The following is a 25,638-nucleotide window of genomic DNA, read 5'->3' as shown; positions in this document are numbered from 1 at the left end:
CGGTCGGCCGGTTGCGCGCCCCATCTGTCCCGGTGCCTGAGAGCTTGATCCGCGTCCGGCCCTGGCGAAGCCTTGTCGCGAACGTCCCCTTCGGCGGGTGCCCACGGACTTCCCCGCTGCACCACTCTCCAGATTGCCCTGACGACACGGTTCCGGTGCCTGAGAGTTTCCGGGGCGGTTGCTCCGTCGGCGCCGGGCCCCCCTCTCTGGGTGGATCCCGGTCTCTCCCGCATCGTCGCGATGGGCTGACCTCTCGATACGCCGATTCGGCGGCCCCGGAGAAGCCCGGATTCCCGGCACCCTGCCGGTTCCGCAGACAGCGCGTGCCGGCTGTCACCGGTCGGGAGCGATCCCGGCCGCCAGCGGTTGAGAGGGGATCCGAAGACGGAGACGCCCCGATGCTGACCAGGACCGCGATCTACGAGGGCACGGTGCGCGAGGGCCGGGAGGATGAATTCTTCCGCCGGGTCCGGGATGAGCTGGAACCGTTCTGGCGGCGCTTCCCGGGCGTCACCGCGGTGCGGGTCCAGCGCCTCGTCTCCAAGGATGCCGACGCGCGGCCGATCGCCATGATCCTGGAGATGGATTTTCCCGATCAGGCGGCGCTCGACGCCTGCCTCGCTTCCCCGATCCGCCCGGAATCGCACGCTGCCACCGAGGCGGTGATGCGGATGTTCGAAGGGCGCTTCTACCATCTCGTCAGCGAGGGCCGGACCCTGCCGCTGGGCGAATCCGGCTCGGTTCAGGGGGCCTAGGGCGCGCGGCGCCGAGCACCCCAACGCGCCTGCCCGCCGCGGGTCCGGGCCGGGAACAGCCCACGCAGGTGCCGGTTTGCCGGAGGGTCGACCAGTCGATCACCCCGTGCCGAAAGCCCCGAATGCCGATGAATCTCGACCTCGCGAAGGTGCTCACGACGGTCGGGCCGGCGGCCTCGATCATTTTCGCCGCGTGGATCTTCGTGGCCTTCCTGCAGACCCGCTACGACGCCGCGGTCGAGCGCTATCGCGACCTGATCGAGAAGTTCAGGACGTCAGACCTGTCCGGAAGCCGGAAGGCCAACATGCGGGACGAGATCCTCAACTACAAGCGTCGTTGCGAGCTGATGAACCGCGCCACCGGATGCGGCCTCGTCTCCGCGATGCTGCTGATCTCGACGATGATCTTCGGCGGCCTGTCGATCGTCTTCCAGGACATCGGGTTGCTCAAGCTGGCGAGCATGGGCACCGCCCTGCTGGGCCTGCTGCTCGTCATCGCCGGCGCGGTCATCGTGGCCCTGGAGGGGCGGATCATCCGCCGGCAGATTCACAGCGAGTTGCTGGATATCCCGGATCTGGCGCACGGCATCGATCAGGATCCCGGCGCCATCGATGATCCGCAGCGACGCGGCCAGGATCACGTCCCGGTCCGACCGTAGGGCGTGCCTGCGAAGGACACATCGGAACAGGGGCGGGCGCGGAGCATCGCGGATGGCCGCCCTGGCCGGCACCTTGACCGCGGATTTCTGCCCGCCCAGGGCGTTCATCGAACGTAAACCAATATTTCTGGGATATATTGGTTTTTATGCAAATCTCTGTGATCATATTCAAGTTGAGCCATCAGTATTGAGGCTATCGGCGCGGTTCCGGCCGGCCGGATGTAGATCGAGTACAGGCAGGCAGCGCGATGGCGAAGTGGATACCCGGCGCGGCCGTGTTCGGTCTCCTGTGCCTGATGATCATCCCGGCCCCCGGGATCTGGGGCGTGCTGATCGGGGCTACCTGCGTGCTGGCGATCATCGGCAGCCTGTTCATGCTGGTCCTCGACCGGGTGGCGACCGCCCTCCTCGCGTGGCGCGCGCGGCGCGCCACGCGACCCACGCAGTCGCGCCGGACCCAGGTGGTGCATGCCGGCTCCGGGATGACCCGGAAGGCCTGAGGCCGAACCGGGGACTGGATTCCCCGCCCCATCGGTGCAAGGTCCGGCGCCGCTGCCGCGGCGCCACGACCAACCGGGACGGTCCGATGAAGCTTCTCTACTCCCCCGCCTCCCCGTATGCCCGCAAGGTGCTGGTCCTCGCCCACGAGACGGGGCTGATCGACCGGATCACCGTCACCGCCGCCACGGCCTCCCCGACCGGCTCCGCCGCGGAGGTCGCCGCCCACAACCCGCTCGGCAAGATTCCCGCGCTGATCCTTGAGGACGGGACCGCCCTCTACGACAGCCGGGTGATCTGCGAGTACCTCGACGGCCTCTCGGACGGACCGCATCTGTTTCCCGAAGGCGCGGCACGCTGGGACGCGCTGACCCGGCAGGCGCTGGCCGACGGCCTGCTCGATGCGGCGCTGCTCACCCGCTACGAGCGCGTGCTGCGCCCGGAGGAACGGCGCTGGGACGCCTGGGATGCGGGCCAGATCGGCAAGATCACGGCGGCCCTCGACCGGTTCGAGGCCCTGGCGGCCGATCTGCCGGCGCTCGACATCGGCACGATCGCGATGGCCTGCGCGCTGGGCTACCTCGACCTGCGCTTCTCCGATCTCGCGTGGCGGGACGGCCGGCCCGCCCTGGCGGCATGGTTCGCTGTAGTGGAGCGCGAGCCCGCGATGGCCGCCACCGTGCCGAAGGGCTGAGCCCCTGTCTTGGTTTCGAAAGGGCGAGCCCTTTCGCGGGTCCAGAGCAGAGCCCCAGTGCCGGACGTCGTCCGGTGCCGGACGTCGTCCGGTATCGGGCTGCGTCCTAGACGGTCAGGGCCTTGTCCTGACAACCCACCAAAAGGCTCGCCCTTTGGAAAACTGGACTCGACCGCGTCAGGGCCGGGACGGGGCCGCGTAGGGATGGGTCGAGCCGAGGGGATCGGCGAGGAAATCCTGGACCGTCCCGGCGCCGGTGCCGAAGGTGATGAGCAGGAAGCCGCCCGCGAGCGCGAAGTTCTTCAAGAAGTCCCAGAACAGTTCGCGGCCCTTGCCGCCGGCCCAGAAATCACCCGGTGCCCAGAACTGCTTCCACAGCAGCGCCGTGGCCCCGCAATAGCCCGCGAGCACGAAGGCGGCGGCCCGGTCGGCGGTGCCAGTCAGGATGCACAGCGACATCCCGATCTCGACGGTAAGCCCGACGAGGATCAGCAGCGTGGCGGGCGCGGTGGCGTGCACGGCCTGGCGCGCCTGCCCGACCGCGCCCTTGAAGTTCAGGATCTTGTCGAGGGCGCTGAACGGCAGGAACAGCAGCACGAGGAGCAACCGGATGCCGAACGCGATCGCGACGCTGAGACTGGCCATGGGCGTGAGACGATGTCCGATCCGGCCCCGGGGCCCTCGCGTGGTCAACTAGGGCGTGATCGGGGAAGGGGAATTCGGTTCGTCGGGGTCTGAACGCGACCGGGCACGTCTCCAGGGCCGAGCCCCCTGCCCTCACGCCGCCCGCACCCGCTCCAGAAACCCCGTCACGGCCTCGCGCAGGGCACCCGCCTGCCGGGAGAGGTCGCCCGCCGCCTGCAGCACCTGGGCCGAGCCCTGGCTCGCGGTGTCCGCCGCCTCGCCCACGCCCGTCATGTGCCCCGAGACTCCGCGGGTGTCCTGCGCGGTCTGCGCGGTGGTCCGGGCGATCTCGGCGGTGGCCGCACCCTGCTCCTCGACCATGGCGGCGATCTCGGCGCCGATCCGGGCGAGGTTGCGGATCACCGCGGTGATGCCGCCGATCGACCGGACCGAAGCCTCCGTGGAGCCGGTGATCTCCGCGACCTTGGCGCCGATCTCCTCGGTGGCCCGGGCGGTCTGAGTTGCGAGGTCCTTGACCTCAGCCGCCACCACGGCGAACCCCCGGCCCGCCTCGCCGGCGCGGGCCGCCTCGATCGTGGCATTCAGCGCCAGCAGGTTGGTCTGGCCGGCGATCTGCGAGATCATGGCGACGATCTCCCCGATGCTGCCGGCGGCCTGCGCGAGGCGCCGGATCTCCCCGGCCATGCCGTCCGCGTCCCGGGTCGCGGCGGCCGCGAGATCGGCCGAGGACCCGACTTGGACGCCGATCTCCCGCACCGAGGCGGTGAGCTCTTCCGTCGCCGCCGCCACCGTGTCGGCCGAGCGCGCGGCCGAGTCGGCGGAGGTCGCCACCGCCCGGCCGAGGTCGGTCGTGTCCTGAGCGGCCCGGGCCATGCCGTGCGCGGAGGCCTCCAGCTGGGCGGCGGCCGCGGAGACCGCCTCGACGATGCCGACGACCTGGCGCTCGAAACTGTCGGCGAGGCCGAGCGCGACCGCGCGCTGGGCCTCGGCGTTCTCGGCGGCGAGGCGCTCCTGCGCGGCCCGGGCGGCGCGGCGCTCGGCGACGCTGTCGCGGAACGCCAGGGCCGCTGCGGCGATCGCCCGGACCTCCCGCGGGCCGCCCGACGGGATCGCCAGCTCGGCCGCGTCGTCCGTCGCCTCATCCCGGCCGATCGCCGCCAGAACCCGGGCCATCCGGGCAAGGGGCCGGGCGATGGCCGTGCCGAGCCAAACCGCCAGACCCGCCGCAAGGGTGAACAAGGTCAATCCCCCGACGCTCCAGAGGGTCAGCATCTGGTCGGCCTGGGCGCGGACCGCGCCGGCGGCTGCGACGAGGTCGGCGGTCAGCCGGTCCTCCACGCCCTTCAGGGCGTCGATCCGCTGCGTGGCGAGGCGGAACCAGGCCGGCGCGTCGCGGAACGCCAGAGGGGCGCCCGGCATCGTCTCCTGGGCGGCTTGGCGCAGGCGTGCCACCTCCCGGGCCGGCTCCGTTGCCTCCGCGGCGTCGAGCAGCGCCGCCTGGGGGTCTGCGGCTCCGGCCCGGAACAGGCCCGCATAGGTCGCCTGCTCGGCCGAGAGGGTCGCGAGCCGGCGCGCGGCCGGAAGGTCCAGGCTGCCCGACGCGAAGGCCGCCGAGGCGGCGGCCCGCTCCTGGCCGGCGGCCTCCTTGAGCGCCAGGAAGGCCGCGTAGGCGTTGGCCCGGGCGGCGAGGCCGGCCTCGTCGATCACCCCGCCCATCGCCCGCACGAGGCCGAGCCCCTCGCCGATCAGGCCGGTGTAGAAGCGCGCCGCCTCGGAGGGGCTGGGCGTCAGAGCGTCCACCGCCCGGCGCTGCGCCGCGAGTCCGGTGAGCGCCCGCGCGAACCCCGCCCCGCGCGCCGCGAAGGCCGGGCCGAAGCCCGTGGCGGCCACCATGGCCTCCGGCAGCCCCGCCAGCGCCGCGTCGGTGCGCTGGCGCTGGGCCGCGAGCTCCGGCCCGAACTGCGCGCCCTTCGCAGCCAGGAACAGGCTGGAGGCGCCGCGCTCCCGCTGGCCCTCGTGCACGAAGGCGCTGATCCGCGAAGCGAGGCCGACGAGGCTCTCCACCCGGTCCATCTCGGCGCGGCGCGCCCACTGGTCGGAGACGGCCAGACCCGCCGCCCCCGCGAAGGCGAGGCAGGGGGCGAGCGCCACCGCCAGGATGCGGGCGCGGAGCGAGGACAGGAGCGGCATGGGACGATCTGGGATTGTTCAGCAAGAAAGGGCTCACCCTCCCGGCAAGTGTTGAACATCCGGTTATGGTCTACCGTCTCGCTTCGATCGGATCTGCTCGATCACGCAGCGTTCTGGGCAGGATCTGCCTGTCCGGCGTGCAGATCGCCCCAGGTCTTCAAGGCGCGGATGACAGGTTCCAGGGAGCGCCCGCGCGCGGTCAAGCTGTATTCCACCTTCGGGGGCACCTGGGCATAGATTGTTCGCGTGATCAGGCCGTCCGCCTCCATCTCGCGCAACTGATTCGTGAGCATGCGCTGGGTCACGCTGGCCAGCCGCCGCCGGATCTCGCTGAACCGCAGGGTCCCCTCCAGCAGGTGGTAAAGGATCACACCCTTCCACTTGCCGTCGATGAACCGGAGGGTCGCCTCGACGGCGCAGCCCGGGCTGCAGGCGCCGGTATGGTGACGGGTGCGGGCCATGGCGGTCTCCCACGGTATCGTTTTCGGCACTATCGGCCTTTTATGTGCGTACTTGCGGCGCGGGAAGGGCCGCGGCATCTCCTGCCTGACAAGCCGGAGGAGATCACGATGCGTGCCGTCGGATACCGCAAGTCCCTGCCGATCACCGATCCCGAAGCCCTGGTCGCTGTTGACCTGCCGCAACCGGAGCCCGGCCCCCGCGACCTGCTGGTGAAGGTCGAGGCGATCTCGGTGAACCCGGTCGACACCAAGGTCCGACGCCGGGCCGAGCCGGAGGCCGGCGGCGTCAAGGTCCTGGGCTGGGACGCGGCCGGGACCGTCGTCGCCGCGGGTGCGGAGGTCCAAAACTTCGCGGTGGGCGACGCGGTGTTCTACGCCGGCGATCTCACCCGGCCGGGCACGAACGCGGAATACCATTGTGTCGATGCCCGCATCGTCGGGCACAAGCCCCAAACCCTCGACTGGGCGCAGGCCGCCGCCCTGCCGCTCACCGCGATCACCGCCTGGGAGACGCTGTTCGACCGGCTCGACGCGGGCAAGCCGGTGCCGGGCGCGGCCCCGGCAATCCTGATCGTCGGCGGCGCGGGCGGCGTCGGCTCCGTGGCGATCCAGCTCGCCCGGGCGCTCACCGACCTCACCGTGATCGCCACCGCGTCGCGGCCCGAGACGGCGCAATGGTGCCGGGACCTCGGCGCCCACCACGTGGTCGACCATGCCAGGCCGCTCGCCGCCGAGGTGGCTGCCCTCGGCCTCGGCGCCCCGGGCCTCGTCTTCTCCACCACCAACACCGACGCCCACCTCGCCCAGATCGTGGAGCTGATCGCCCCGCAGGGCCGCCTCGCCCTGATCGACGATCCGGAGCAGCTCGATGTCGGGCTTCTCAAGCGCAAGAGCCTGTCGCTGCACTGGGAGTTCATGTTCACCCGGTCGATGTTCGCCACCGCCGACATCGCCGCCCAGGGCGCGCTCCTCGACGAGGTGTCTCGCCGCGTTGATTCCGGGCGCCTGCGCACCACCCTGGGGGAGCATTACGGGCGGATCGACGCTGCGAACCTGAAGCGCGCCCATGCGCTGATCGAGAGCGGGCGCGCCAAGGGCAAGATCGTGCTCGAAGGCTTTTCGGAGTGAGGGGGACGGGATGGCCGAAGCGGCGGGAACCGGCATCTTCGATGTGGCGACGCTGGCGGCGTCCCTGCCCGACAGCGCAAAAACCCTCTTGGTCGACACCTACCTGACCGACCGAGAGGCGGCGAGCGCCCGGGTGTTCCGGATCTACCGGCCGACCCCGCCGCATTATCACGCCACCTGCGACGAGTATCTCTACTGCCTCTCGGGCCGGGGCACGGTCTGGCTGGGGGATCCGGACGCTGTCACGGCGTTCGGCCCCGGCCAGCTCCTGTTCTTCGAGAAGGGGACCGTCCACGCCATGCCGACGATCGAGCCGGAAGAGCCGGTGGTGTTTCTGTCGATCGACACGCCCCGGCGGGCGCCCACCGACATCGTCTTCGTGAACCCGGAGGACGGGACGCCCGCCACCTTTATGGCGCGCAACGCGGAGGCGTGAGACCGTTCCCGCGAAACGGCCTCAGAGCCGCAGGAACCGCCCGCTCGCCGCGACCCGGACGAGCGGGGCCGCCACTGCGCGCGGCGCGGTCGTCGGCTCAGGCAAGGGCGGGTCGGTCAGGATCGAGGGCTGGCATCGGCACCTGTCGGTGAGGAGGGGCCGAGAATCGAGGCGGCACGGCACAGGCCCCTCCGCTACAGGCCGAGGCGACTCACGCTGTGGCCGTGGACGATGGCTAGAGCGCTCTCCGCCGAAGTGGACGCCGGTTCGGCGCAAGAGCGCGCGTCAAAACAAAGGCTGAGAGCCGCGCACGATTGCAGTGCGATCGGGCACGGCTCTAGGATCAAGACACCGCCCTCCACCGGCTCGTACAGGATGACGTGCGCGGCATGCTCGTGCCGATGTACGCCGGGCCGGATCGCGTCGGCCTTCCAGCCCATGCGGGGATTGTCGGCGAGGAGCTGAAAGACGTGTTCCAGGCCGCCAGCACAGGTTTCCGCTTGGCGGATACCGAACTGCCGGTAGCCGGAGACGGCGATGTCGAACGGTTCCGCTTCAGCCCTCGCGGTGAGGGCATAGTCACCCATCCAGAAGCTGATCAGCCTGAGCGTGCTGCTTGGCCCGTGCGAGGATGTCGGGGACCTTGCGACGGCTCGGTCCGCTGGCGCGGGACTCATCGACGATCCGGCGCAGATCCTCGATCGTCAACTCGGGCTGGGTCCGCCGCTCGCGGTCACGGCGCACGAGGTCGCGGACGTAGTCGCTCGTGCTGGCATAATCGCCCTGTTTGATCCGCGCCTCGATCCACTCCTTCATCGGATCGGGCAGGGAAATCGTCATGGTCGCCATGGAGACCTTACCGTCTGGTCAGAAGAATCGAGGGTCGCTGGAGCAGGGATAAGCATAGTTCACAAAAATTCTTATGGCTCCCAATGTTGGGGTTCAATTCCGCCGCTGCACGGAGCGGTTGCCGCCGTACGCGTTTCGTTCTAGCAAGGACGGCGCATGACGGGCCTGCGTCCCGCCGGCCGCATCTTGCCGTGGGCCCTTCGGGCTCGACATGAGTCGGAGCGGCGGCTGGCCCGCGCGCGCATCCGATTCGACTTCGTCGACGCCTCGAAAGACCGCCGCCCTCATGGCCAAAGCCCAAGCTGGAAGTCGTGCCGCAAGCCGCGCTGGTGCCGCGAACGCCGCGCCCAAAGCTGCCGCCGAAACGCCTTCCAGGACGGCTCCGAAGGCCCCCATCGCCGTCAAGGCCGCACAGCCCAAAGCCGCACAGGCCAAAGCTGCCCAGGCCAAAGCTGCACAGGCCAAGCCGGCTCGCACGAAATCCGAGGCCGCCACCGACGCCAAGCTTGCAGCCTTGTTCGACGCCGCCCCCGCCTCCGCCGAGGACCGCCGCGTCATCGCGGTCCGCGGCGCCCGGGAGCACAATCTCAAGAACGTCGATCTGACCATCCCGCGTGACAAGCTCGTGGTGTTCACCGGGCTCTCGGGCTCGGGCAAGTCGTCGCTCGCCTTCGACACGATCTACGCCGAGGGGCAGCGCCGCTACGTCGAGTCGCTCTCGGCCTATGCCCGCCAGTTCCTGGAGATGATGTCCAAGCCCGATGTCGATCAGATCGACGGGCTGTCGCCGGCCATCTCCATCGAGCAGAAGACCACGTCGAAGAACCCCCGCTCCACCGTGGGGACGGTCACCGAGATCTACGACTACATGCGCCTGCTCTGGGCGCGGGTCGGCATCCCGTACTCGCCCGCCACCGGCCTGCCGATCGAGAGCCAGACCGTCCAGCAGATGGTCGACCGGGTGCTGGAATTGCCGGAGAAGACCCGGCTCTACCTGCTCGCCCCGGTGGTCCGCGGCCGCAAGGGCGAATACCGCAAAGAAATCGCTGAATACCAAAAGAAAGGGTTTCAGCGGTTGCGCGTCAACGGCGAGTATTACGCCATCGACGACGTGCCCAAGCTCGACAAGAAGTTCAAGCACGACATCGACGTGGTCGTCGACCGGATCGTGGTCCGCGCCGATATCGGATCGCGGCTGGCCGATTCCTTCGAGACGGCGCTGGAACTCGCCGACGGTATCGCGGAGGTCGTGTTCGCGGATGCGCCCGAGGGCGAGGCGCCCCGGACCATCACCTTCTCGTCGCGCTTCGCCTGCCCCGTGTCGGGCTTCACCATCGCGGAGATCGAGCCGCGGCTGTTCTCGTTCAACAACCCGTTCGGCGCCTGCCCGACCTGCAGCGGCATCGGCCACGAGATGCGGATCGACCCCGAACTGGTGATCTCCGATCCGGCCCTGAGCCTGAAGCGCGGCGCGATCGGCCCCTGGGCGAAGTCGACCTCGCCTTATTACGGCCAGACCCTCGACGCCCTGGCCGAGCATTTCGGCTTCAAGACCAGCGTCCCCTGGCAGAGCCTGTCGGAGACGGCCCGCGCCATCGTACTCTATGGCTCCGACAAGCAGTCGATCCGCTTCGCCTACGATGATGGCTTGCGCAAATACACGGTCAACAAGCCGTTCGAGGGCGTGATCCCGAATCTGGAGCGCCGCTACAAGGAGAGCGACTCGGACGCCGTCCGGGAGGAGATCGGGCGCTTCATGAGCGAGACGCCCTGCGCCGCCTGCGGCGGCAAGCGGCTGAAGCCCGAGGCTTTGGCCGTCAAGGTCGCCATGGCGGACATCGCCGACGTGACCGCCCTTTCGGTGAGCGAGGCGCACCGTTGGTTCTCCGAGCTGCCCGAGAAGCTGACGCCCAAGCAGAACGAGATCGCGGTCCGAATCTTAAAAGAAATCCGCGACCGGCTGAGCTTCCTGGTGGATGTCGGCCTCGAATACCTGACGCTCGCCCGCGGCTCCGGCTCGCTCTCGGGCGGCGAGAGCCAGCGCATCCGGCTGGCCTCGCAGATCGGCTCCGGGCTGACCGGCGTGCTCTACGTGCTGGACGAGCCCTCGATCGGCCTGCACCAGCGCGACAACGAGCGGCTGCTCGGCACGCTCAAGCGCCTGCGCGACCTCGGCAACTCGGTGATCGTGGTCGAGCACGACGAGGACGCGATCCGGCAGGCCGATTACGTGGTCGATGTCGGCCCGGGCGCCGGCATCCACGGCGGCGAGATCATCGCGCAGGGCACCCCCGCCGAGGTTCTGGCGAATCCCGCCTCGCTCACCGCCAAGTACCTCACGGGCCAGATGTCGGTCCGCACGCCGACCGCGCGTCGAAAAGGCCGGAAGGGCAAGCTCGGGCTGTTCGGCGCCCGGGGCAACAACCTGAAGGACGTCGACGTCGAGATCCCGCTCGGCACCTTCACGTGCATCACCGGCGTCTCGGGCGGCGGAAAGTCCACCCTGGTGATCGACACGCTCTACAAGGCGGTGGCAAAAAAGCTGAACGGCGCCCTTGAGCACCCGGCCCCCTATGGGCGGCTGGAGGGGCTGGAGCACCTCGACAAGGTCATCGACATCGATCAGTCGCCGATCGGGCGCACGCCGCGCTCGAACCCCGCCACCTATATCGGCGCCTTCACGCCGATCCGCGACTGGTTCGCCGGCCTGCCGGAGGCCAAGGCCCGGGGCTACCAGCCGGGGCGCTTCTCGTTCAACGTCAAGGGCGGGCGCTGCGAGGCCTGCTCGGGCGACGGCGTCATCAAGATCGAGATGCACTTCCTGCCGGACGTCTACGTCACCTGCGACGTCTGCAAGGGCAAGCGCTACGACCGCGAGACCCTGGAGGTGAAGTACCGGGGCAAGTCGATCGCCGAGGTGCTCGATTCCACCGTCGAGGAGGCGGCCGAGCTGTTCAAGGCGGTGCCGGCGATCCGCGACAAGCTCGAGACCCTGAAGCGGGTCGGCCTGCACTACGTCCATGTCGGTCAGCAGGCCACCACCCTGTCGGGGGGCGAGGCGCAGCGGGTGAAGCTCTCCAAGGAGCTGTCGAAGCGCGCCACCGGCCGCACCCTCTACATCCTCGACGAGCCGACCACCGGCCTGCACTTCCACGATGTCGCCAAGCTCATGGAGGTGCTCCACGAGCTGGTCGACCAGGGCAACACCGTGGTGGTGATCGAGCACAACCTCGAAGTGATCAAGACCGCCGACTGGGTGATCGACATGGGTCCCGAGGGCGGCGACGGCGGCGGCCGCGTGGTGGCGCAGGGCACGCCCGAGGAGATCGCCCGTGCGAAGGCCAGCCATACCGGCCGGTTCCTGCGCGAGGTGCTGGAGCGGCGCCCCGCCGCGCCGCCCGCCGCCCGTGCGCCCCGCCGCAGCGCTGCCGAGTAGACGGCGCTTCGGTGCGGGCGCCGGTCGGCGCCCGCCGGCGCGGCAGTTTTTGCCGGGTGCCGGCCGAGAACGGTTCCCGCGGATGGTGATTCGAGCCGTCGCCCCGCGTTTCGCGCCTGGCGCGGGCCCCTCCGGACGCCGATCAGGCGCGGATCCGGACCGAAGCGCCCGAGGCCGCCCCCTGCCCGATTGTCCGCCAGGGCTTGCCGGATTCTCCCGTGATCCGCGGCGACAACAGCTTGACCGTTCAACGATATTTTGCCGGAGACGGCGTCCCGAACCCGCCTTGTGGATAGTGTTGCGCCGCCGCAAATATGCGGCTTTTGGGCAACGGTTGGGCCGGTTTTGGCATTCGGGCGAGCATTCCACTGTCTTTCCGAGGGTCTCTGTAGAATAGTCGCAGACGTTGAGACGGGCAGGCTCCGTGGGGGCGCTCGGCAGGTCCGAAGCCGGCAGCCGCAATGAGCGAGCAGACCGGCAGGGAAGTGCCGAAAGCGGGACGGATGCCTTGGGACCTTGGGAAGGAATGAGACAATGATGAAGAACTGGCTCGCGGCCGGCACGGTCGCGCTCACGGTCGGCATGACCTCGACGATCGCGCAGGCGCAGACCACGACGGTTCCCGGTGAGCAGGTCGGCCTCGCTGTCGGCGCGCCGCTGCCGGAAGGCCTCTACGCCATCAACACGTTCACCTATCGCCGCACCGACGGCCGGAACGACGCCGACACGGCCGTCAACGTCCCGGTCCTGGTCTGGTCGACCCCGCTGGTTCCGCTCGGCGGCCGCGTCGAGCTGCTGGTCGCTCCCCCGACCGTGTTCGTCTTCACCCGCAACCCGGCGGGCCAGCGCAACAAGGACATCTCGATCAACGTCGGCACCTTCGTCGGCGGCATCTGGGCCTTCGACCTCGGCAGCAACTTCGGCGTCAGCTTGCTCGGCGGCGTGTACCTGAACGACCTCAACGGCGACCGCGGCTCGATCAACGGCGGTGTCGTCAATGGTCAGGTCGTCGGCACCCCGGTGCTGCCGCAGCTCTCCTCCAACACCTACCGCTTCGGCGTTGCCGGCAGCTACACCGGTGACGGCTGGAACATCACCGGCAACCTGACCGCCAACATCTACGATTCGCCCGGCCGCTTCCCGGGTCAGGTCGGCGCCGCCATCGGCCCGATCAACCTCTCGGACTCGCTGAACTTCGACATCACCGCGACGAAGAAGTTCGGCAACTTCGAGATCGGCCCGATCGCCTACGGCACGTATAACTTCGACATCAGCCAGTACAGCGCGGCGGCCGGCAACCGCGGCCGGTTCGCAGTCGGCGGCCTCATCGGCTACGACTTCAAGATCTTCACCGTCCAGGCCTACGTCGCCCGCGACGTCGTGACCGGCGCGACCCTCACCAACGCGTTCGGCCGCACCCGCAGCGACTACTCCACGGACGGCTGGATCCGCTTCATCGTCCCGCTGTACTCGCCGGTCGCCGCCGCCACGCCGGTCCCGGCGCCGCTGGTCCGCAAGTACTGAGACGCGCCAACCCGGATCCCGCCGCGCGGCGGGACCCGGACGCTTTCGAAGGACCGCCCGGCCCCGGCCGGGCGGTCCTTTTCGTTTTCAGCCCTGCGGCAATGGTGTGCGGGGCGCCCGACATGGGTGTCGCGGGCGGCGCGGACATCCTATCTTGTCGTCTTTCGCGCACCCGGTTCCGGCCAGGGTGCGGATCTGCGAAGGACGCGCGAAGGACTCTCATGGCGACGCAGGGCGAGTGGAAGATCCCCGCGCAGGCCCAGCCGCGGCCTGCGGATTATGGCTACGACCTCGACCGGGCGCTCTCGGCGGTGCTGGCCCTGTCGACGCGGGTGCCGGAGGGTGCGTTCACGGCCGAGACCCTGGGGACCGAGCGGGCCGGCAATGGCGTGATGATCCGCGAGGACGGCCTCGTGCTGACCATCGGCTACCTCGTGACCGAGGCCGAGAGCGTCTGGCTCACCACCCGGGACGGCCGCTCGGTCCAAGGCCATGTCCTCGGCTTCGACGCCGCCACCGGCTTCGGCCTGGTCCAGGCCCTGGGCGACCTCGGCGTGCCGGCCCTGCCGCTCGGCCGCTCGGCCGGGCTGAAGACCGGCGACCGGGCGGTGCTGGCCGGGGCGGGCGGGCGCCAGCGCTGCGTCGCCGTCGAGGTGGTCGCCCGGCAGGAATTCGCCGGCTACTGGGAATACGTCCTCGACGAGGCCCTGTTCACATCCCCCGCACACCCGCACTGGGGCGGGACGGCGCTGATCGGCCCCCAGGGCGAGCTGCTCGGCATCGGCTCGCTGCAATTGCAGCAGGGCGGCTCGGGAAGCGCGCGCCCGATCAACATGGTGGTGCCCATCGACCTGCTGCCACCGATCCTCGACGACCTCGCGACGAGCGGGCGGGCGAACCGGCCACCGCGCCCGTGGCTGGGCCTCTACGCCACCGAAAGCGAGGAGGGCATCGTGGTGATGGGGCTGGCCGATGGCGGCCCGGCCGAGACCGGCGGCCTCCAGGCCGGCGACGTGATCGAGGCGGTGGCGGGCGAGCCGGTGGCGGATCTCGCCGCCCTGTTCCGCAGCGTCTGGGCCCTCGGCGAGGCGGGCGTGCGGGTGCCGCTCACCATCCGCCGCGAGGGGCGGGGCGTGAAGCTCGCCCTCGTCTCCGCCGACCGGGAGCGGTTTTTGCGCACGCCCTCGCTGCACTGACCGCGCGAAAACCTCGGCCGTGAAATCGCGGCGGCCTGTACGGCGTTGCGCCGATGCCGCCGCGAGCCTGTACCCGCTACAACCTCTGGCTCAGCGTCGGTTCAGGCGGCGGAGCCGAATCTCCCTCGACCGGCTGCCGATCCGCCGGAGGACGAGAGGAGATCCTGTCATGACGTTTCTGAGCGCACCGCGCGCGAAGGTGCTCGTTGTGGCCGCCGCGATCGCCGGCGGCCTCGGGCTTGCCGGCTCGGCCCAGGCGGCCGGGGGCTGCGGCCCCGGCTTCCATCCCAATCCCTGGGGCATCTGCCGCCCGAACTGGGGGCCCCGCCCCTACGGCTCCTGGCGTCGGCCGGTCTATTATGGCGGCTACGGCTATGGCCGGCCCCGGCCCTACGGCCGCCCCTACGGCTACTACGGCCCGCGCCCGTTCTACTGAGGCGGCCCCACGCGATTGAGCGCTCTGCGCCGAAGTGGACACCGGTTCGGCGCCGGAGAGCACGTCACACCAAGGGTATAGAGCCGTGCGCGATCGCAACCCGATCGGGCGCACGGCTCTAGCTGCTCGATTCAACGCGAAGGGTGCCCCATCGGCCGGTGGGGCGCCCTTCGCGCGTTCGGCGGGCTCCGCATGCGCCTAAAGAATGACCATTCGGAAAGGTTGCCGAGATCTTAAGCGGGTCATGCGATAACCGCAGGGCTGATGCTTGACCTTTCGACTCCTGCTGCGCCGCAGCGGGCTTATATGTGCATTGCACCAACAAGAGGCACCGATGCGCATCGAAGCGCCATCGGATGCCCGAACAGAGGTCAAAGCATATCATGTCCGCCGCCCGTAGCGTCCTGAGCCGCGTCCGCGCCTATCTCCGGTACCGCGACACGGTCACCCAGCTCTCCCGCCTTTCGGATCGCGATCTGGCCGATCTCGGCATCAACCGCAGCGAGATCCGCGGCGTCGCCCGCGTCTGATCCCCGATACTGCGTGGGCCTATCGAAGGACCGCCGCCCGTTGATCCGGGCGGCGGTCCTTCGCTATTCTCGGGTATGACACAGACCATTCACATCGTCGGCGGCGGTCTCGCCGGGTCCGAGGCTGCCTGGCAGGTGGCGGAGGCCGGCCATCGCGCCGTCATTCACGAGATGCGCCCGGAGCGCCGCACCGAGGCCCATCAGACGGACGGGCTGGCCGAGCTCGTCTGCTCGAACTCCTTCCGGTCGGACGATCCCGAGAGCAACGCCGTCGGGCTGCTGCACCAGGAGATGCGTGCTTTGGGCTCGCTGATCATGCGGGCGGCGGATGCCAACCAAGTGCCGGCCGGCGGGGCGCTGGCGGTGGACCGCGAAGGCTTCTCCGCCGCGGTCACCCGGGCGCTGGAGCAACACCCCAACGTCGCCATCGTCCGCGGGGAAGTCGCGGGCCTCCCGCCGGAAGATTGGGGCTCCTGCATCGTCGCCACCGGCCCGCTGACCGCCCCGGCGCTGGCCGCGGGCATCCGCGGGCTCACCGGGGCCGAGTCCCTCGCCTTCTTCGACGCGATCGCGCCGATCGTCCACCGCGACTCGATCGACATGGACGTGGCGTGGTTCCAGTCGCGCTACGACAAGCCGGGCCCCGGCGGCACGGGGGCCGACTACCTCAACTGCCCGATGGACCGCGCGCAGTACGAGGCCTTCGTGGCCGCCCTCGTGGCGGGCGACAAGATCGGGTTCAAGCAGTGGGAGGGCACGCCCTATTTCGACGGCTGCCTGCCGATCGAGGTGATGGCCGAGCGCGGGCCCGAGACCCTGCGGCACGGCCCGATGAAGCCCGTGGGCCTGACCAACCCGCGCGACCCCCTGGTCAAGCCCTGCGCGATCGTTCAGCTGCGCCAGGACAACGCGCTCGGCACGCTCTACAACCTGGTGGGCTTCCAGACGAAGCTGACCTACGCCGAGCAGGTGCGGATCTTCCGCACGATCCCCGGCCTGGAGCGGGCCGAGTTCGCCCGCCTCGGGGGGCTGCACCGGAACACCTATCTCGACAGCCCGCGCCTGCTCGACGCCACGCTCCGGCTGAAGGCTCGGCCGGCCCTGCGCTTCGCCGGCCAGATCACCGGCTGCGAGGGCTACGTGGAGAGCGCCGCGGTGGGGCTGATGGCGGGCCGCTTCGCGGTGGCCGAGGCCGCAGGGCAACCCCTCGCCCCCCTGCCCCAGACCACGGCGCTGGGTGCACTGATCGCCCATATCACGGGCGGCCACGTGGAAGCGGATGGCGAGGCCAACGCGCCGCGCTCGTTCCAGCCGATGAACGTCAATTTCGGTCTGTTCCCACCCCTGGCGCAGGCGCCCCGCAACGAGACCGGCCGGCGCCTGCGTGGACCGGAGAAGGCAGCCCTCAAGAAGCGCGCGCTGACCGACCGCGCCCGGGCCGACCTCTCCGCCTGGATGACGCAGCCAGCGGACCGGACGCCCGTAGCGGCCGAGTAGCGCCAAGTCCCGGATTCAAAAGGGCGAGCCCTTTTGTGGGTGCAGGGTGAAACCCTGCTCGGCTTGGGCAAAGCCCAAGGTCGGGGCTCCGCCCCGACGCCCCGCCAAAGGGCCTCAAGCCCTTTGGAAACCGGGATGCGCGCATGGACCTTGCACGGTCGGCGCGTTCAGCCTCCGGGGATCCATGACCGAGATCGACACCCAAGCCTTCCTGGCCGACCTGCACGAACTGCGTGAGATCGGGCGGTTCCGCACCGGCGTCCACCGCCCGACCTTCTCGGCGGCCGACATGGAATCCCGCCGCTGGCTGATGGCCAAGCTGGAGGCTTGCGGGCTGGAGGCGTCCATCGACGGGATCGGCAACGTGCTCGGGCGCCATCGCGGCGCCGGCCCGCATCTGCTGGTCGGCAGCCACATCGAGACCCAGAACGAGGCCGGCTGGCTCGACGGGGCGCTCGGGGTCGTGGCCGGTGTGGCGCTGGCCCGGGCCGGGCTGCCGGTCGACGTCGTGGCTTTCGCGGACGAGGAGGGACATTTCTCCGGCGGCTTCCTGGGCAGCCGCTCGGCGATCGGCGACCTGACCGAGGCCGAGATCGACGAAGCCCGCAACCGCACCGACGGAACCCCCCTCCGCGCGGCGCTCGCGACCGCCGGCCTCGCCGGCCTGCCCCGGATGCGGCTCGACCCGGGCCGCTACCACGGCTTCCTGGAGATGCATATCGAGCAGGGCACGCAGCTCGAATCCGCCGGCCTGCATCTTGGCGTGGTGAGCGGCATCGTGGCGATCTGGCAGTTCCGGATCGTGTTCGAAGGCAACCAGGACCATGCGGGCGGCACCACCATGGCGGAGCGCCGGGACGCGGGCCTCTCGGCGGTGCGGCTGCTCGCGGCGATCGACCGGGACTTCCCGACGGTCTGCGGCCCGCGCAGCACCTGGACCACGGGGCGGATCACCCTCGATCCCGGCGGCTACAGCATCATCCCGGGCCGGGCCGAGGTCTTCTTCCAGTTCCGCGACGTGTCGATGCCGGTGCTGGAGCGGATGGAGGCCTGCCTGGAGGCACTGGTGCGCGAATCGAACCGGCACGAGCGCTGCCCCGCCACGCTGACGGCTCTCTCCAAGGCGATCCCCGCCCCCTGCGACCCGGATCTGATGCGCGCCCTCTCCGAGGCCGCCGAGCAGGTCTGCCCGGGCGGCTGGCAGGTGATGCCCTCCGGCGCCGGCCACGACGCCCAGAACGTCGCCCGGATCCTGCCGGCCGCGATGCTGTTCGTCCCCTCGATCGGCGGCATCAGCCACCATTGGGCGGAGGATACCAGCGACGCGGATCTGGCGCTGGGGGTGAGGGCGCTGGGCGTGGCGGCGGCGCGGACGCTGGCGCGGGGATAACGGATGCGGCCTTAGGGACCGCCTGTCGAAGCACCGAAACATGCGCTGAGTGGGATCGCCGCGCCGTTCCGCTACGCTGCAGGACGTCACAGATCGCGGCGTGTCTCTTCGCCCGGACGGTAGGGCGGCGGAGCCCCCCGGGGGGATCCGAGGTTCTGCCAGATTCTTCGGATTCCGTAGCGATGCAGGAAACCACTTCTGCATCTGGCTCCCGGACACAGCAGTCGGGAAACGCCTGTCTTCGGTTTCTAAATTTCATTCGATCTCCATATGCCATAAAAATTCGTCTTTATCGAATAAATCTGATTTATATCTGCTGCACTTTGGGCATTGTAAGTTGCCGATATCTCCATCAACCCTCCAATTTCGTAAACTTGACGGCGGGTTTTTCAAAACGTAACAGGGGCATTGCGCTCGTCTTCCGATCAGAAACGCTGAGACTTGGTTTTAAAAGTTGCATGATCGAGTATTTGCCTTCATAAATAAGAAATAGACTGAAAAAAATTCGCCAATATCGAGATATATATTTGATTCCACGGTTTTCGGAGTGATACGGGAAAGTTTCGAGATGTCGCAGCCTTCGTCGGTCGGGGTGATCACGCCGTCCCGTCTTCAGCGGATCACCGTCGGGGCACAGACCGACGCATATTTCGTCGACCGGGCGATCACCGGCGCGCTCGCCCAAACCGCTGTTGCGGAAGGACGCGCCCGGCTCACCTTCATCATCGGCATCGATGCTGATGCGGCCATCCCCGCGTCTCTTGCCGAGCGGAGCGATGTCATCTGGGCGCGGAGCGAGACCCGCTCGCAGGCCGGTGCCCTGAATGCCGGGATCGATGCGGCGGCGGATCGTTTTGACTACATCGCCTTCTTGGAGGACGACGATTGGTGGGACCCGCATTACCTCACCTGGGGTCTCAATGCTTTGAAACGCTTTGATTTTGTCTCCACGACCCAGCTCGAGGTCGATGAGAACGGCACGATCATGCGCATCAACGACTTCCCGACGCCCTCAGGGTGGATGATGCCGTCCAGCACTCTGCGGCGGATCGGATTGTTCGATCCCACCTTGCGCTGGCATCTCGATAATGAATGGCTCGGTCGATTGGGCGACAGCGGCTTGAGACGCTGCCACCTCATCGACGCCCTGGCGCCGGCAACCCTTGCGATGGCGGAACAGGTCCGCCCCTGGATCGCCAATGTCGTGCACTTCGGCGGCAAGAATCTCGAGTTGCAGCGGCATACAATGCCGGCACCGCTGATCACGCGGCTTGTGCATTCCCGCTCCGGAATGGCGCGTATTGCCGGTGACGCAGCGCTTCAGGAGCAGAGCCGGGCAGAATACCAGCACCTCATCGAACGCTTCGGCCGCATCCCCTGGTGAGAGACAGCCCCGGGCAAGGATCGGGCTTGATGAGTCGTGCGCCGGAGATGGCGCAGGACGACTCAAAGGACTTTGCAGTGTCAGAGCAGCTTCACGTCGCGATCTATGCGCGACCGGCCCTGGGTGCTGCTGGTGGGGTGGCCGAGGTCACACGTGGCCTGATCACCCATCTCCATTACCTTCCGGCGGACCAGTTTCGCTTCTCCCTGATCGTGGATTCGGACGCGCGCGACGATCTGCGCGCGATCATGCCGGATCATTGCAGACTGCTGCCGCTAAACACCGAAGCCCTGCCGATTCGCGAGCGCGCGTTCAGGCTGGCTGGCACGCCGCTGGCCCAGCGGATCTTCAAGTTCCGGGACAAGAGTGCGAATACCCGGATCAACCTCCACGACGCGACAGGACCCTTGCGGGATGCAGGCGTGGCAGTGGTGCACGGCCTGTCGCAATTCGCGCTCGATTCGGACCTGCCGCTCCTCTACCACCCCCACGACCTCCAGCATCTTCATCTGCCGCAGTTCTTTTCTGACGGCGATCTTGAGCAGCGTGAGGTCGTCTACCAGTATTTCTGCAGCTTGGCGGCGATCGTGCCGGTGGCTTCGCGCTGGATCGCGGAGGATCTCCAACGCCAATACCGGGTACCGACCGAGAAGCTGGCCGTCATCTCGTTCGCGCCGCCGGCAGGCGACCGCACGCCTCCGGCACCGGCAGAGGTGCGGAATCTCTGTGATCGCCTCCAGATCCAGCCGGGCGGCTTCCTGATCTACCCGGCGGCCGGTTGGGAGCACAAGAACCATGTCGGCCTGGTGGAGGCTGCCGCAATCCTGCGGGCACAGGGTATCCAGCCGCCCCTCATGGTCTTCACGGGGGCGCTCGTGCCGTTCTCGTTGCGCGTGTTGGAGCGGGCGGCCGCCCTCAACGTGACGGACTGCTTCCGATGGGCCGGCTACATAACCCAGCGCGATCTGGTTGTGCTCTACCATCTAGCCCGGGGCGCCGTCGTACCGACCAAGTTCGAGGCCGCCAGCGCGCCGGTCTGGGAAGCCTTCGCGATCGGGTGTCCCGTTGCCTGCTCCAACGTCACATCGTTGCCGTCGCAGACCGATGGCGGCGCGCTCCTGTTCGACCCCAATAACAGCGGCGACATCGCCGGTGCGATCTTCAAGCTGTGGTCGGATGCCCCGCTCCGCGACCAGTTCGCGGCGCGGGGACGAGAGGTTGTCGCCCGGCACACCTGGGAATCGGTGGTTCGCCGGTTCGGCGTCCTCTATCGCAAGGCCGCCGGCCGGCCTCTGAGCGCGGCGGATGAAGCGCTGATCGCCACCGGGCCGGCGGTTTGATCATGGCCGACCGCAATTTCATTCCCGTCGCCGCTCCGACCCTGGGTGGGAACGAGCGCGCCTACGTGCTCGAATGCCTCGACAGCACCTGGATCTCGTCCAGTGGCCGCTTCCTGGATGCCTTCGAGGTCGCCTTCGCGCGCTTCTGCGGTGTTTCCCATGCGGTGGCGGTCAACAACGGCACCACCGCGCTGCACCTCGCGCTCACGGCCCTGGGGATCGGCCCCGGCGATGAGGTGATCGTGCCGAACCTCACCTATATCGCGTCGGCGAATGCCGTGACCTATTGCGGGGCCAAGCCGGTCTTCGTCGATTGCGAGCCCCTAACCTTGAACCTCGACCCGGATTGTATCGAGGCGCGGATCACCCCGCGCACCCGGGCCATCCTACCGGTCCACCTCTACGGCCATCCTGCCGATATGGACCGGATCAGCAGGCTGGCCGCGCGCCACGACCTGCACGTGGTCGAGGACGCGGCGGAGGCGCACGGGGCTACCTATCGGGGGCGGCCGGTCGGTTCGTTCGGGGCCTGTGCGACCTTCAGCTTCTACGGTAACAAGATCATCACCACCGGCGAGGGCGGCATGGTGGTGACGGACGACGCGGCTCTCGCGGCGCGGCTGCGTCTCTACCGCGGGCAAGGCCTCGACCCGCAGCGCCGCTACATACATCCGGTGGTCGGCTTCAACTACCGGATGACGAACATCGCCGCCGCGATCGGCCTCGCTCAGCTGGAGCGGATCGACACGATCCTGGCCGCCCGCCGTCAGGTGGCCGCCTGGTATGCCGAGCGGCTCGCCGGCATTGAAGGTCTGCGCCTGCTCGGTTCCCAGCCATGGGCGGTGCCCGTGCCCTGGCTCGTCACTGTGCTGCTCACGGGAGGTGATGCCCATGAGCGGGATGCGGTCATGGCGGCGCTCCTGGCCGATGGGATCGATAGCCGTCCGCTTTTCTACCCGACACACCAGCAGGCCCCCTATCATGAGGAGACTCGCTATCCCGTCGCCGAGACATGGTCGGCCCGTGGCCTCAACCTACCCACCTTCGAGGCCATGACCGAGGCCGATGTCGCGGCGGTCTGCGCGTCCTTGAGGCGGGCCATCGCCCAGTATGCCGAGGCGTTCCCCGGCGCACCACCAAGTGAGGTCCGCGAGCCCCAGGCCAGATCTCCCCAAGCCGTTCGATGACGCAGCGGCTCGTGATATGCGGTGGCGGCGGTCTGGCGGTGGAGGTCGCCGCTCTCCTGCGCGACCTCGGCGAGCGTGGACGCGTGGACGGCGACGGCTACGTGATCACGGATGTGGTCGCCCCCGGACCAGTGCGGACCGCAGACCTGACCGCCCTATGCGGTAGTCCCTTCGCGACGCATGCGGACATCGCCTCGATCCCGGACCGGGATCAGAAGGAATTCATCGTCTGCACGGGCGACCCGACGATCCGGCACAAGATCTATCGTGAACTTGTCCGCATGAATCTGACCCTGGCGCGTATCGTCCACCCGATGGCTTACGTCGCGCCTTCAGCGGTGATCGGGGCCGGGGCGATCATCTATCCCGGCGTTTTTGTCGGTCCCTTCGTGCAACTCGGCGCCAACGTGGTGTTGCATGCACAGGTGGCGGTTCATCACGACTCACGCCTCAACGCATCTGTCGTTCTGTCACCAGGCGCGCTCCTGTGCGGTCATACCGTGTGTGGAAAGGCCGCATTCCTGGGAACCGGCGCATCAATCCTGCCGAAAATGCGCCTGGGCGCCTACAGCAAGCTCTCGGCCGGATCGGTGCTCAGGCGGCCGGCCGGTGATGGATGCCTGTTGCATGGTAACCCGGCGACGGTGCGCCGCACTTGGTCCGTCGCGTTGGAGGAGGACACGTAATCCTCACCCCCCCGGCACCAGCGACCGGAGCGGGATCATCTCCGGCCGGTATTCCTGCATCCCGCCGGCGATCCGCTCCTCCACGGCGTCCAGGAACTTCTCCGGGTCGGTGATCGAGCACTGGCGCAGGTCCCAGAAGGCGTAGCGCCACCATTGCACCTTCAGGTAGCGCTCGATCAGCGCATCGGGGAAGCGCATCTTCACGACCCGGGCGGGGCTGCCGGCCACGATCGCGTAGGGCGGCACGTCCTTGGTCACCACCGCCATGGCGCCGACCACCGCCCCGTCGCCGATCGTGATGTCGGGCATCAGGAAGGCGCCGTGGCCGATATAGACGTCGTTGCCGATGCGCACGCGCTTGGGCCACAGATAGGGCCCGCAGATCTCGTAATCCTCCGCCCGCGGATCGGCGCGGTCGAACACCGCCGAATGGTGCGTGTAGAACAGCGGTGAGGTCGAGCCGCACTGGACCGGGTGGCTGCCGCGCCCGACCTGCACGCTCTCGCCGATCGAGCAGTAGCGGGCGATGTCGGCGCCGAAATAGTAGCCGCTGACCGCGTACGAGAACGCCCCCATCGTGAGGCAGTAATCGACGCCCATCCACTTGATGCTGCACGGCGGCTCGAAGGTGCAATCCTCCGGCAGGCCGAACGGCGCCGGGTGCAACACCGAGATGCCCCGCCGCAGCATCTCCTGCTTCATGTCCTCGTTGACGGAGATCATACGGCGTCCTCGTCGATCGGGCGTCGGGCCCCGGACCTCCGCACGGACGCGTTCACCGCGTGTCGTCCCGGGGCGCTGTCGCCGTGCAGATCGCGGATCGGGTCACGGGCAATTGTCGGGCGGCGTCGGGGGGTGAAGGGCAAGGCGCAGGCCGGTGGCATCGGTGAGCCGCCGCACTAACCGAACCGGCAGGGCCCGTAAACCGCAGGCGGCCCCCATGGCGCAGAAGCCCGCCTCACCGAATCCCTTGCTGGCGATAGGGTTTCGATATATCTTGATTGGCGACATATCGGAAGTGAGTCGACTCACCATGCATCCCGACATCATGGACCCCTTCTACGGCGATCCCTTCGACGCCCACCGCGTCCGCGCTCATCGTGGCCCGATGGGGGGTGATCACAGGGGGCGGCACGGGCATCCCGGCCGCAGCCCCGGCGACCGCCGGATGTTCGGCCGCGGCGGTCGCGGCGATCTCGCCCGCTTCTTCGCCCATGGCGACCTCAGGCTCGTGATCCTCCACCTGATCGCCGAGAAGCCCCGGCACGGCTACGAGATCATCAAGGCCATCGAGGAGCGGGTCGGCGGTGCCTACAGCCCGAGCCCCGGCACGGTCTACCCGACGCTGACGCTGCTCGAGGAACTCGGCCACGTCACGGTGACCCCCGGGGAGGGCACCAAGCGGCTGCACACGATCACCCCGGAGGGCCAGGCCGTCCTCGACGGCAACCGCCCGACCCTGGAGGCCATCCTCGCCCGGATGGCCGAGGCCGAGGCCGCCCGGGGCGACGGGCCGCCGCCCTCCCTGGTGCGCTCCAAGGAGGGTCTGAAGCTTGCCCTGCAGATGCGCCTCGCCCGCGGACCGCTCAGCGCCGAGCAGACCGCCGCCATCACGGCGGCCCTGGAGGCGGCGACCGCCGCGGTGGAGCGGGCGTGACGCGCCGCGACCTGCGTCGGGGCCCGTCCGGTGCCTGATCCGCGTTCGGGCCTTCCCGCCCTCGGCATCACCCTGTTCCGGCCGGGCCCGGACCAGGTGGAGCGCGTCCTCGCCCAGGCCGCGGCCGGGGGCGCCACGGTGATCGCCTTCGACAATGGCGGTCTCGCCGCCGGTGACGCGGGACGCCTCGTCCGCGCCGGCGTGATCCTGCTGTCGGAGGGGCACAATGTCGGCATCGCGGCGGCGCTCAACCGGATCGCCGCGTCCGCCCGGGACGCGGGGGCGGAGACCCTCCTGCTCCTCGATCAGGATGCCGAGCCGCCCGGAGATCTCGCCGCTGGGTTGCTCGCCGCCCTCGGAGAGCTGCGGCGTGCCGGGATCCGGGCCGCGGTGGTGGGCCCCGCCCCGGCGCCGGCCGCCGGCCACAAGGCGCCAGCCTATCCGCGCCGACCCGGCGTTCCGGATCAGGGCGTCCTCGCCTCGGTGCAGTTCCTGGCGACCTCGGGCTCGCTGATCGACCTCGCCGCGTTCGACCGGATCGGCCCGTTCCGGGCGGACTTCTTCATCGACGGCGTCGAACTCGAATGGTGCTTCCGGGCCTGGAGCCTCGGCTATGGCTGCTATTGCGCCCGCGACGTCGGGATCCCCCACCGGGTCGGCGGCGGGGTGATCCGGGCCTTCGGGATCGCGATGCCGCGCCAGCCCCTGTTCCGCATGGCGACCTACCTGCGCAACGCGGTGTATGCGTGGCGGCTGCCGCACGTGCCGCTCCGCTGGAAGCTCGCCCAGGCCGCCTACCTGCCCCTCCAGGCCGGCCTGTACTGGGCGGATTCAGGCTGGCGGCCCTCCGTGCTGCTTCGGCTTCTCGCAGCGGCGCGCGACGGCGCCCTCGGCCGCCTCGGCGCACCCCGGGATCTGCCCCAGAATCTGCCCCAGGATCTCCCGTGACCGAGCGCCCTGCCCGTCCCCCGGTCCTCGACGTGGTGATCGTCAACTGGAACGGCGGCGCGCTCCTCCGCGCCTGTCTCGCGAGCCTCGCGGCCGCGCGGGACGCCGCGTC

The 25,638-nt window shown here is 69.1% G+C and carries 25 protein-coding genes, 1 pseudogene and 2 riboswitches; of the genes and pseudogenes, 20 read left to right on the top strand and 6 right to left on the bottom strand.

The genetic code is table 11. The annotated features are described in order from the left end of the window. Positions 1-20: 20 nt before the first annotated feature. Positions 21-136: riboswitch (glycine riboswitch) on the bottom strand. A 1-nt stretch (position 137) separates the two neighbouring features. Beyond that, a riboswitch (glycine riboswitch) is annotated at positions 138-240 on the bottom strand. Positions 241-398: 158 nt separating this feature from the next. From OXS49_RS21485 to OXS49_RS21470, 4 genes are all read left to right on the top strand, one after another. Continuing rightward, complete coding sequence (locus tag OXS49_RS21485; protein WP_267426615.1) at positions 399-755, top strand: hypothetical protein; 357 nt, start codon at positions 399-401, stop codon at positions 753-755. 128 nt (positions 756-883) lie between these two features. Next, positions 884-1,414, top strand: a complete 531-nt coding sequence (locus OXS49_RS21480; protein WP_267426614.1) for a DUF2721 domain-containing protein — start codon at positions 884-886, stop codon at positions 1,412-1,414. Between the two features lie 248 nt (positions 1,415-1,662). Next, on the top strand, positions 1,663-1,914 hold the full coding sequence (locus tag OXS49_RS21475; protein ID WP_267426613.1) for a hypothetical protein: 252 nt from the start codon (positions 1,663-1,665) through the stop codon (positions 1,912-1,914). 86 nt (positions 1,915-2,000) lie between these two features. Then, on the top strand, positions 2,001-2,606 hold the full coding sequence (locus tag OXS49_RS21470; RefSeq protein WP_244004253.1) for a glutathione S-transferase: 606 nt from the start codon (positions 2,001-2,003) through the stop codon (positions 2,604-2,606). A 177-nt stretch (positions 2,607-2,783) separates the two neighbouring features. Here OXS49_RS21470 and OXS49_RS21465 read toward each other — a convergent pair whose 3' ends face one another. The 3 genes from OXS49_RS21465 to OXS49_RS21455 all read right to left on the bottom strand — a co-directional run bounded on the left by OXS49_RS21465 (position 2,784) and on the right by OXS49_RS21455 (position 5,902). Further along, on the bottom strand, positions 2,784-3,251 hold the full coding sequence (locus OXS49_RS21465) for a DoxX family membrane protein (protein ID WP_244004255.1): 468 nt from the start codon (positions 3,249-3,251) through the stop codon (positions 2,784-2,786). A 132-nt stretch (positions 3,252-3,383) separates the two neighbouring features. Next, positions 3,384-5,441 carry a nitrate- and nitrite sensing domain-containing protein gene (locus OXS49_RS21460; RefSeq protein WP_267426612.1) on the bottom strand — a complete coding sequence of 686 codons (2,058 nt, stop codon included), beginning with the start codon at positions 5,439-5,441 and terminating at the stop codon, positions 3,384-3,386. 101 nt (positions 5,442-5,542) lie between these two features. Further along, positions 5,543-5,902, bottom strand: coding sequence for a helix-turn-helix domain-containing protein (locus OXS49_RS21455; RefSeq protein ID WP_244004259.1), 360 nt, complete (start codon positions 5,900-5,902; stop codon positions 5,543-5,545). A 108-nt stretch (positions 5,903-6,010) separates the two neighbouring features. On the opposite strand from OXS49_RS21455, the gene OXS49_RS21450 reads away from it, so the two are divergent. Next, on the top strand, positions 6,011-7,030 hold the full coding sequence (locus OXS49_RS21450; protein WP_244004261.1) for a zinc-binding alcohol dehydrogenase family protein: 1,020 nt from the start codon (positions 6,011-6,013) through the stop codon (positions 7,028-7,030). Between the two features lie 10 nt (positions 7,031-7,040). Continuing rightward, the gene (locus OXS49_RS21445; protein WP_244004263.1) at positions 7,041-7,466 is read left to right on the top strand and encodes a cupin domain-containing protein; all 426 of its coding nucleotides are present in this window, start codon (positions 7,041-7,043) and stop codon (positions 7,464-7,466) included. 194 nt (positions 7,467-7,660) lie between these two features. Here OXS49_RS21445 and OXS49_RS21440 read toward each other — a convergent pair whose 3' ends face one another. Together OXS49_RS21440 and OXS49_RS21435 are read right to left on the bottom strand one after the other, a co-directional pair. After that, a complete protein-coding gene (locus OXS49_RS21440; RefSeq protein WP_267426611.1) occupies positions 7,661-8,053 on the bottom strand; it encodes a type II toxin-antitoxin system RelE/ParE family toxin in 393 nt (130 codons plus the stop codon). Beyond that, complete coding sequence (locus OXS49_RS21435; protein WP_244004267.1) at positions 8,046-8,315, bottom strand: type II toxin-antitoxin system ParD family antitoxin; 270 nt, start codon at positions 8,313-8,315, stop codon at positions 8,046-8,048. The genes OXS49_RS21440 and OXS49_RS21435 overlap by 8 nt, the downstream gene beginning before the upstream one ends. A gap of 286 nt (positions 8,316-8,601) precedes the next feature. On the opposite strand from OXS49_RS21435, the gene uvrA reads away from it, so the two are divergent. The 11 genes from uvrA (at position 8,602) to OXS49_RS21380 (ending at position 22,921) form a co-directional block, all read left to right on the top strand. Further along, positions 8,602-11,751, top strand: a complete 3,150-nt coding sequence (gene uvrA, locus OXS49_RS21430; RefSeq protein ID WP_267426609.1) for an excinuclease ABC subunit UvrA — start codon at positions 8,602-8,604, stop codon at positions 11,749-11,751. A gap of 534 nt (positions 11,752-12,285) precedes the next feature. Next, positions 12,286-13,275: a transporter gene (locus tag OXS49_RS21425; RefSeq protein WP_243916269.1), complete on the top strand. Its 990-nt coding sequence runs from the start codon at positions 12,286-12,288 to the stop codon at positions 13,273-13,275. A gap of 221 nt (positions 13,276-13,496) precedes the next feature. Then, positions 13,497-14,471 (top strand): S1C family serine protease, encoded by a 975-nt coding sequence (locus tag OXS49_RS21420; RefSeq protein ID WP_243916268.1) that lies wholly within the window; start codon positions 13,497-13,499, stop codon positions 14,469-14,471. A gap of 169 nt (positions 14,472-14,640) precedes the next feature. Further along, positions 14,641-14,907 carry a hypothetical protein gene (locus OXS49_RS21415; protein ID WP_267426608.1) on the top strand — a complete coding sequence of 89 codons (267 nt, stop codon included), beginning with the start codon at positions 14,641-14,643 and terminating at the stop codon, positions 14,905-14,907. Positions 14,908-15,290: 383 nt separating this feature from the next. Next, positions 15,291-15,437, top strand: coding sequence for a DUF1127 domain-containing protein (locus OXS49_RS21410; RefSeq protein WP_020095497.1), 147 nt, complete (start codon positions 15,291-15,293; stop codon positions 15,435-15,437). A 75-nt stretch (positions 15,438-15,512) separates the two neighbouring features. Then, positions 15,513-16,934, top strand: a complete 1,422-nt coding sequence (trmFO, locus tag OXS49_RS21405; protein WP_244004271.1) for a methylenetetrahydrofolate--tRNA-(uracil(54)-C(5))-methyltransferase (FADH(2)-oxidizing) TrmFO — start codon at positions 15,513-15,515, stop codon at positions 16,932-16,934. A 184-nt stretch (positions 16,935-17,118) separates the two neighbouring features. Further along, positions 17,119-18,324: a Zn-dependent hydrolase gene (locus OXS49_RS21400; RefSeq protein ID WP_267426607.1), complete on the top strand. Its 1,206-nt coding sequence runs from the start codon at positions 17,119-17,121 to the stop codon at positions 18,322-18,324. 568 nt (positions 18,325-18,892) lie between these two features. Continuing rightward, positions 18,893-19,708: a glycosyltransferase family A protein gene (locus OXS49_RS21395; protein WP_267426606.1), complete on the top strand. Its 816-nt coding sequence runs from the start codon at positions 18,893-18,895 to the stop codon at positions 19,706-19,708. A 29-nt stretch (positions 19,709-19,737) separates the two neighbouring features. Beyond that, on the top strand, positions 19,738-21,048 hold the full coding sequence (locus OXS49_RS21390) for a glycosyltransferase family 1 protein (RefSeq protein ID WP_267426604.1): 1,311 nt from the start codon (positions 19,738-19,740) through the stop codon (positions 21,046-21,048). Positions 21,049-21,050: 2 nt separating this feature from the next. Continuing rightward, on the top strand, positions 21,051-22,235 hold the full coding sequence (locus OXS49_RS21385) for a DegT/DnrJ/EryC1/StrS family aminotransferase (RefSeq protein ID WP_244004278.1): 1,185 nt from the start codon (positions 21,051-21,053) through the stop codon (positions 22,233-22,235). Then, positions 22,232-22,921 carry a hypothetical protein gene (locus tag OXS49_RS21380; protein WP_267426601.1) on the top strand — a complete coding sequence of 230 codons (690 nt, stop codon included), beginning with the start codon at positions 22,232-22,234 and terminating at the stop codon, positions 22,919-22,921. Before OXS49_RS21385 ends, OXS49_RS21380 begins: the two co-directional genes overlap by 4 nt. 3 nt (positions 22,922-22,924) lie before the next feature. Here the strand turns inward: OXS49_RS21380 and OXS49_RS33555 are convergent, their stop codons facing one another. Then, positions 22,925-23,644 (bottom strand): CatB-related O-acetyltransferase, encoded by a 720-nt coding sequence (locus OXS49_RS33555; protein WP_276081995.1) that lies wholly within the window; start codon positions 23,642-23,644, stop codon positions 22,925-22,927. Between the two features lie 295 nt (positions 23,645-23,939). On the opposite strand from OXS49_RS33555, the gene OXS49_RS21370 reads away from it, so the two are divergent. From OXS49_RS21370 to OXS49_RS33715, 3 genes and pseudogenes are all read left to right on the top strand, one after another. Beyond that, the gene (locus tag OXS49_RS21370; RefSeq protein ID WP_267426599.1) at positions 23,940-24,578 is read left to right on the top strand and encodes a PadR family transcriptional regulator; all 639 of its coding nucleotides are present in this window, start codon (positions 23,940-23,942) and stop codon (positions 24,576-24,578) included. A gap of 30 nt (positions 24,579-24,608) precedes the next feature. Next, positions 24,609-25,526 (top strand): glycosyltransferase family 2 protein, encoded by a 918-nt coding sequence (locus OXS49_RS21365; protein ID WP_267426598.1) that lies wholly within the window; start codon positions 24,609-24,611, stop codon positions 25,524-25,526. After that, positions 25,523-25,638 (top strand): annotated as a pseudogene (locus tag OXS49_RS33715) (glycosyltransferase family 2 protein); the annotation flags it as partial. The gene OXS49_RS21365 and the pseudogene OXS49_RS33715, both read left to right, overlap by 4 nt.

The sequence above is a fragment of the Methylobacterium sp. GC_Met_2 genome (assembly GCF_026540795.1).
Lineage (GTDB): Bacteria > Pseudomonadota > Alphaproteobacteria > Rhizobiales > Beijerinckiaceae > Methylobacterium.
This window is presented reverse-complemented; position numbering and strand designations above follow the sequence as displayed.

Coding starts and splice junctions, on each gene's coding strand:
- OXS49_RS21485 (WP_267426615.1), top strand. CDS start 399: ATGCTGACCAGGACCGCGATCTACGAGGGCACGGTGCGCGAGGGCCGG.
- OXS49_RS21480 (WP_267426614.1), top strand. CDS start 884: ATGAATCTCGACCTCGCGAAGGTGCTCACGACGGTCGGGCCGGCGGCC.
- OXS49_RS21475 (WP_267426613.1), top strand. CDS start 1,663: ATGGCGAAGTGGATACCCGGCGCGGCCGTGTTCGGTCTCCTGTGCCTG.
- OXS49_RS21470 (WP_244004253.1), top strand. CDS start 2,001: ATGAAGCTTCTCTACTCCCCCGCCTCCCCGTATGCCCGCAAGGTGCTG.
- OXS49_RS21465 (WP_244004255.1), bottom strand. CDS start 3,251: ATGGCCAGTCTCAGCGTCGCGATCGCGTTCGGCATCCGGTTGCTCCTC.
- OXS49_RS21460 (WP_267426612.1), bottom strand. CDS start 5,441: ATGCCGCTCCTGTCCTCGCTCCGCGCCCGCATCCTGGCGGTGGCGCTC.
- OXS49_RS21455 (WP_244004259.1), bottom strand. CDS start 5,902: ATGGCCCGCACCCGTCACCATACCGGCGCCTGCAGCCCGGGCTGCGCC.
- OXS49_RS21450 (WP_244004261.1), top strand. CDS start 6,011: ATGCGTGCCGTCGGATACCGCAAGTCCCTGCCGATCACCGATCCCGAA.
- OXS49_RS21445 (WP_244004263.1), top strand. CDS start 7,041: ATGGCCGAAGCGGCGGGAACCGGCATCTTCGATGTGGCGACGCTGGCG.
- OXS49_RS21440 (WP_267426611.1), bottom strand. CDS start 8,053: ATGGGTGACTATGCCCTCACCGCGAGGGCTGAAGCGGAACCGTTCGAC.
- OXS49_RS21435 (WP_244004267.1), bottom strand. CDS start 8,315: ATGGCGACCATGACGATTTCCCTGCCCGATCCGATGAAGGAGTGGATC.
- uvrA (WP_267426609.1), top strand. CDS start 8,602: ATGGCCAAAGCCCAAGCTGGAAGTCGTGCCGCAAGCCGCGCTGGTGCC.
- OXS49_RS21425 (WP_243916269.1), top strand. CDS start 12,286: ATGATGAAGAACTGGCTCGCGGCCGGCACGGTCGCGCTCACGGTCGGC.
- OXS49_RS21420 (WP_243916268.1), top strand. CDS start 13,497: ATGGCGACGCAGGGCGAGTGGAAGATCCCCGCGCAGGCCCAGCCGCGG.
- OXS49_RS21415 (WP_267426608.1), top strand. CDS start 14,641: ATGACGTTTCTGAGCGCACCGCGCGCGAAGGTGCTCGTTGTGGCCGCC.
- OXS49_RS21410 (WP_020095497.1), top strand. CDS start 15,291: ATGTCCGCCGCCCGTAGCGTCCTGAGCCGCGTCCGCGCCTATCTCCGG.
- trmFO (WP_244004271.1), top strand. CDS start 15,513: ATGACACAGACCATTCACATCGTCGGCGGCGGTCTCGCCGGGTCCGAG.
- OXS49_RS21400 (WP_267426607.1), top strand. CDS start 17,119: ATGACCGAGATCGACACCCAAGCCTTCCTGGCCGACCTGCACGAACTG.
- OXS49_RS21395 (WP_267426606.1), top strand. CDS start 18,893: ATGTCGCAGCCTTCGTCGGTCGGGGTGATCACGCCGTCCCGTCTTCAG.
- OXS49_RS21390 (WP_267426604.1), top strand. CDS start 19,738: ATGAGTCGTGCGCCGGAGATGGCGCAGGACGACTCAAAGGACTTTGCA.
- OXS49_RS21385 (WP_244004278.1), top strand. CDS start 21,051: ATGGCCGACCGCAATTTCATTCCCGTCGCCGCTCCGACCCTGGGTGGG.
- OXS49_RS21380 (WP_267426601.1), top strand. CDS start 22,232: ATGACGCAGCGGCTCGTGATATGCGGTGGCGGCGGTCTGGCGGTGGAG.
- OXS49_RS33555 (WP_276081995.1), bottom strand. CDS start 23,644: ATGATCTCCGTCAACGAGGACATGAAGCAGGAGATGCTGCGGCGGGGC.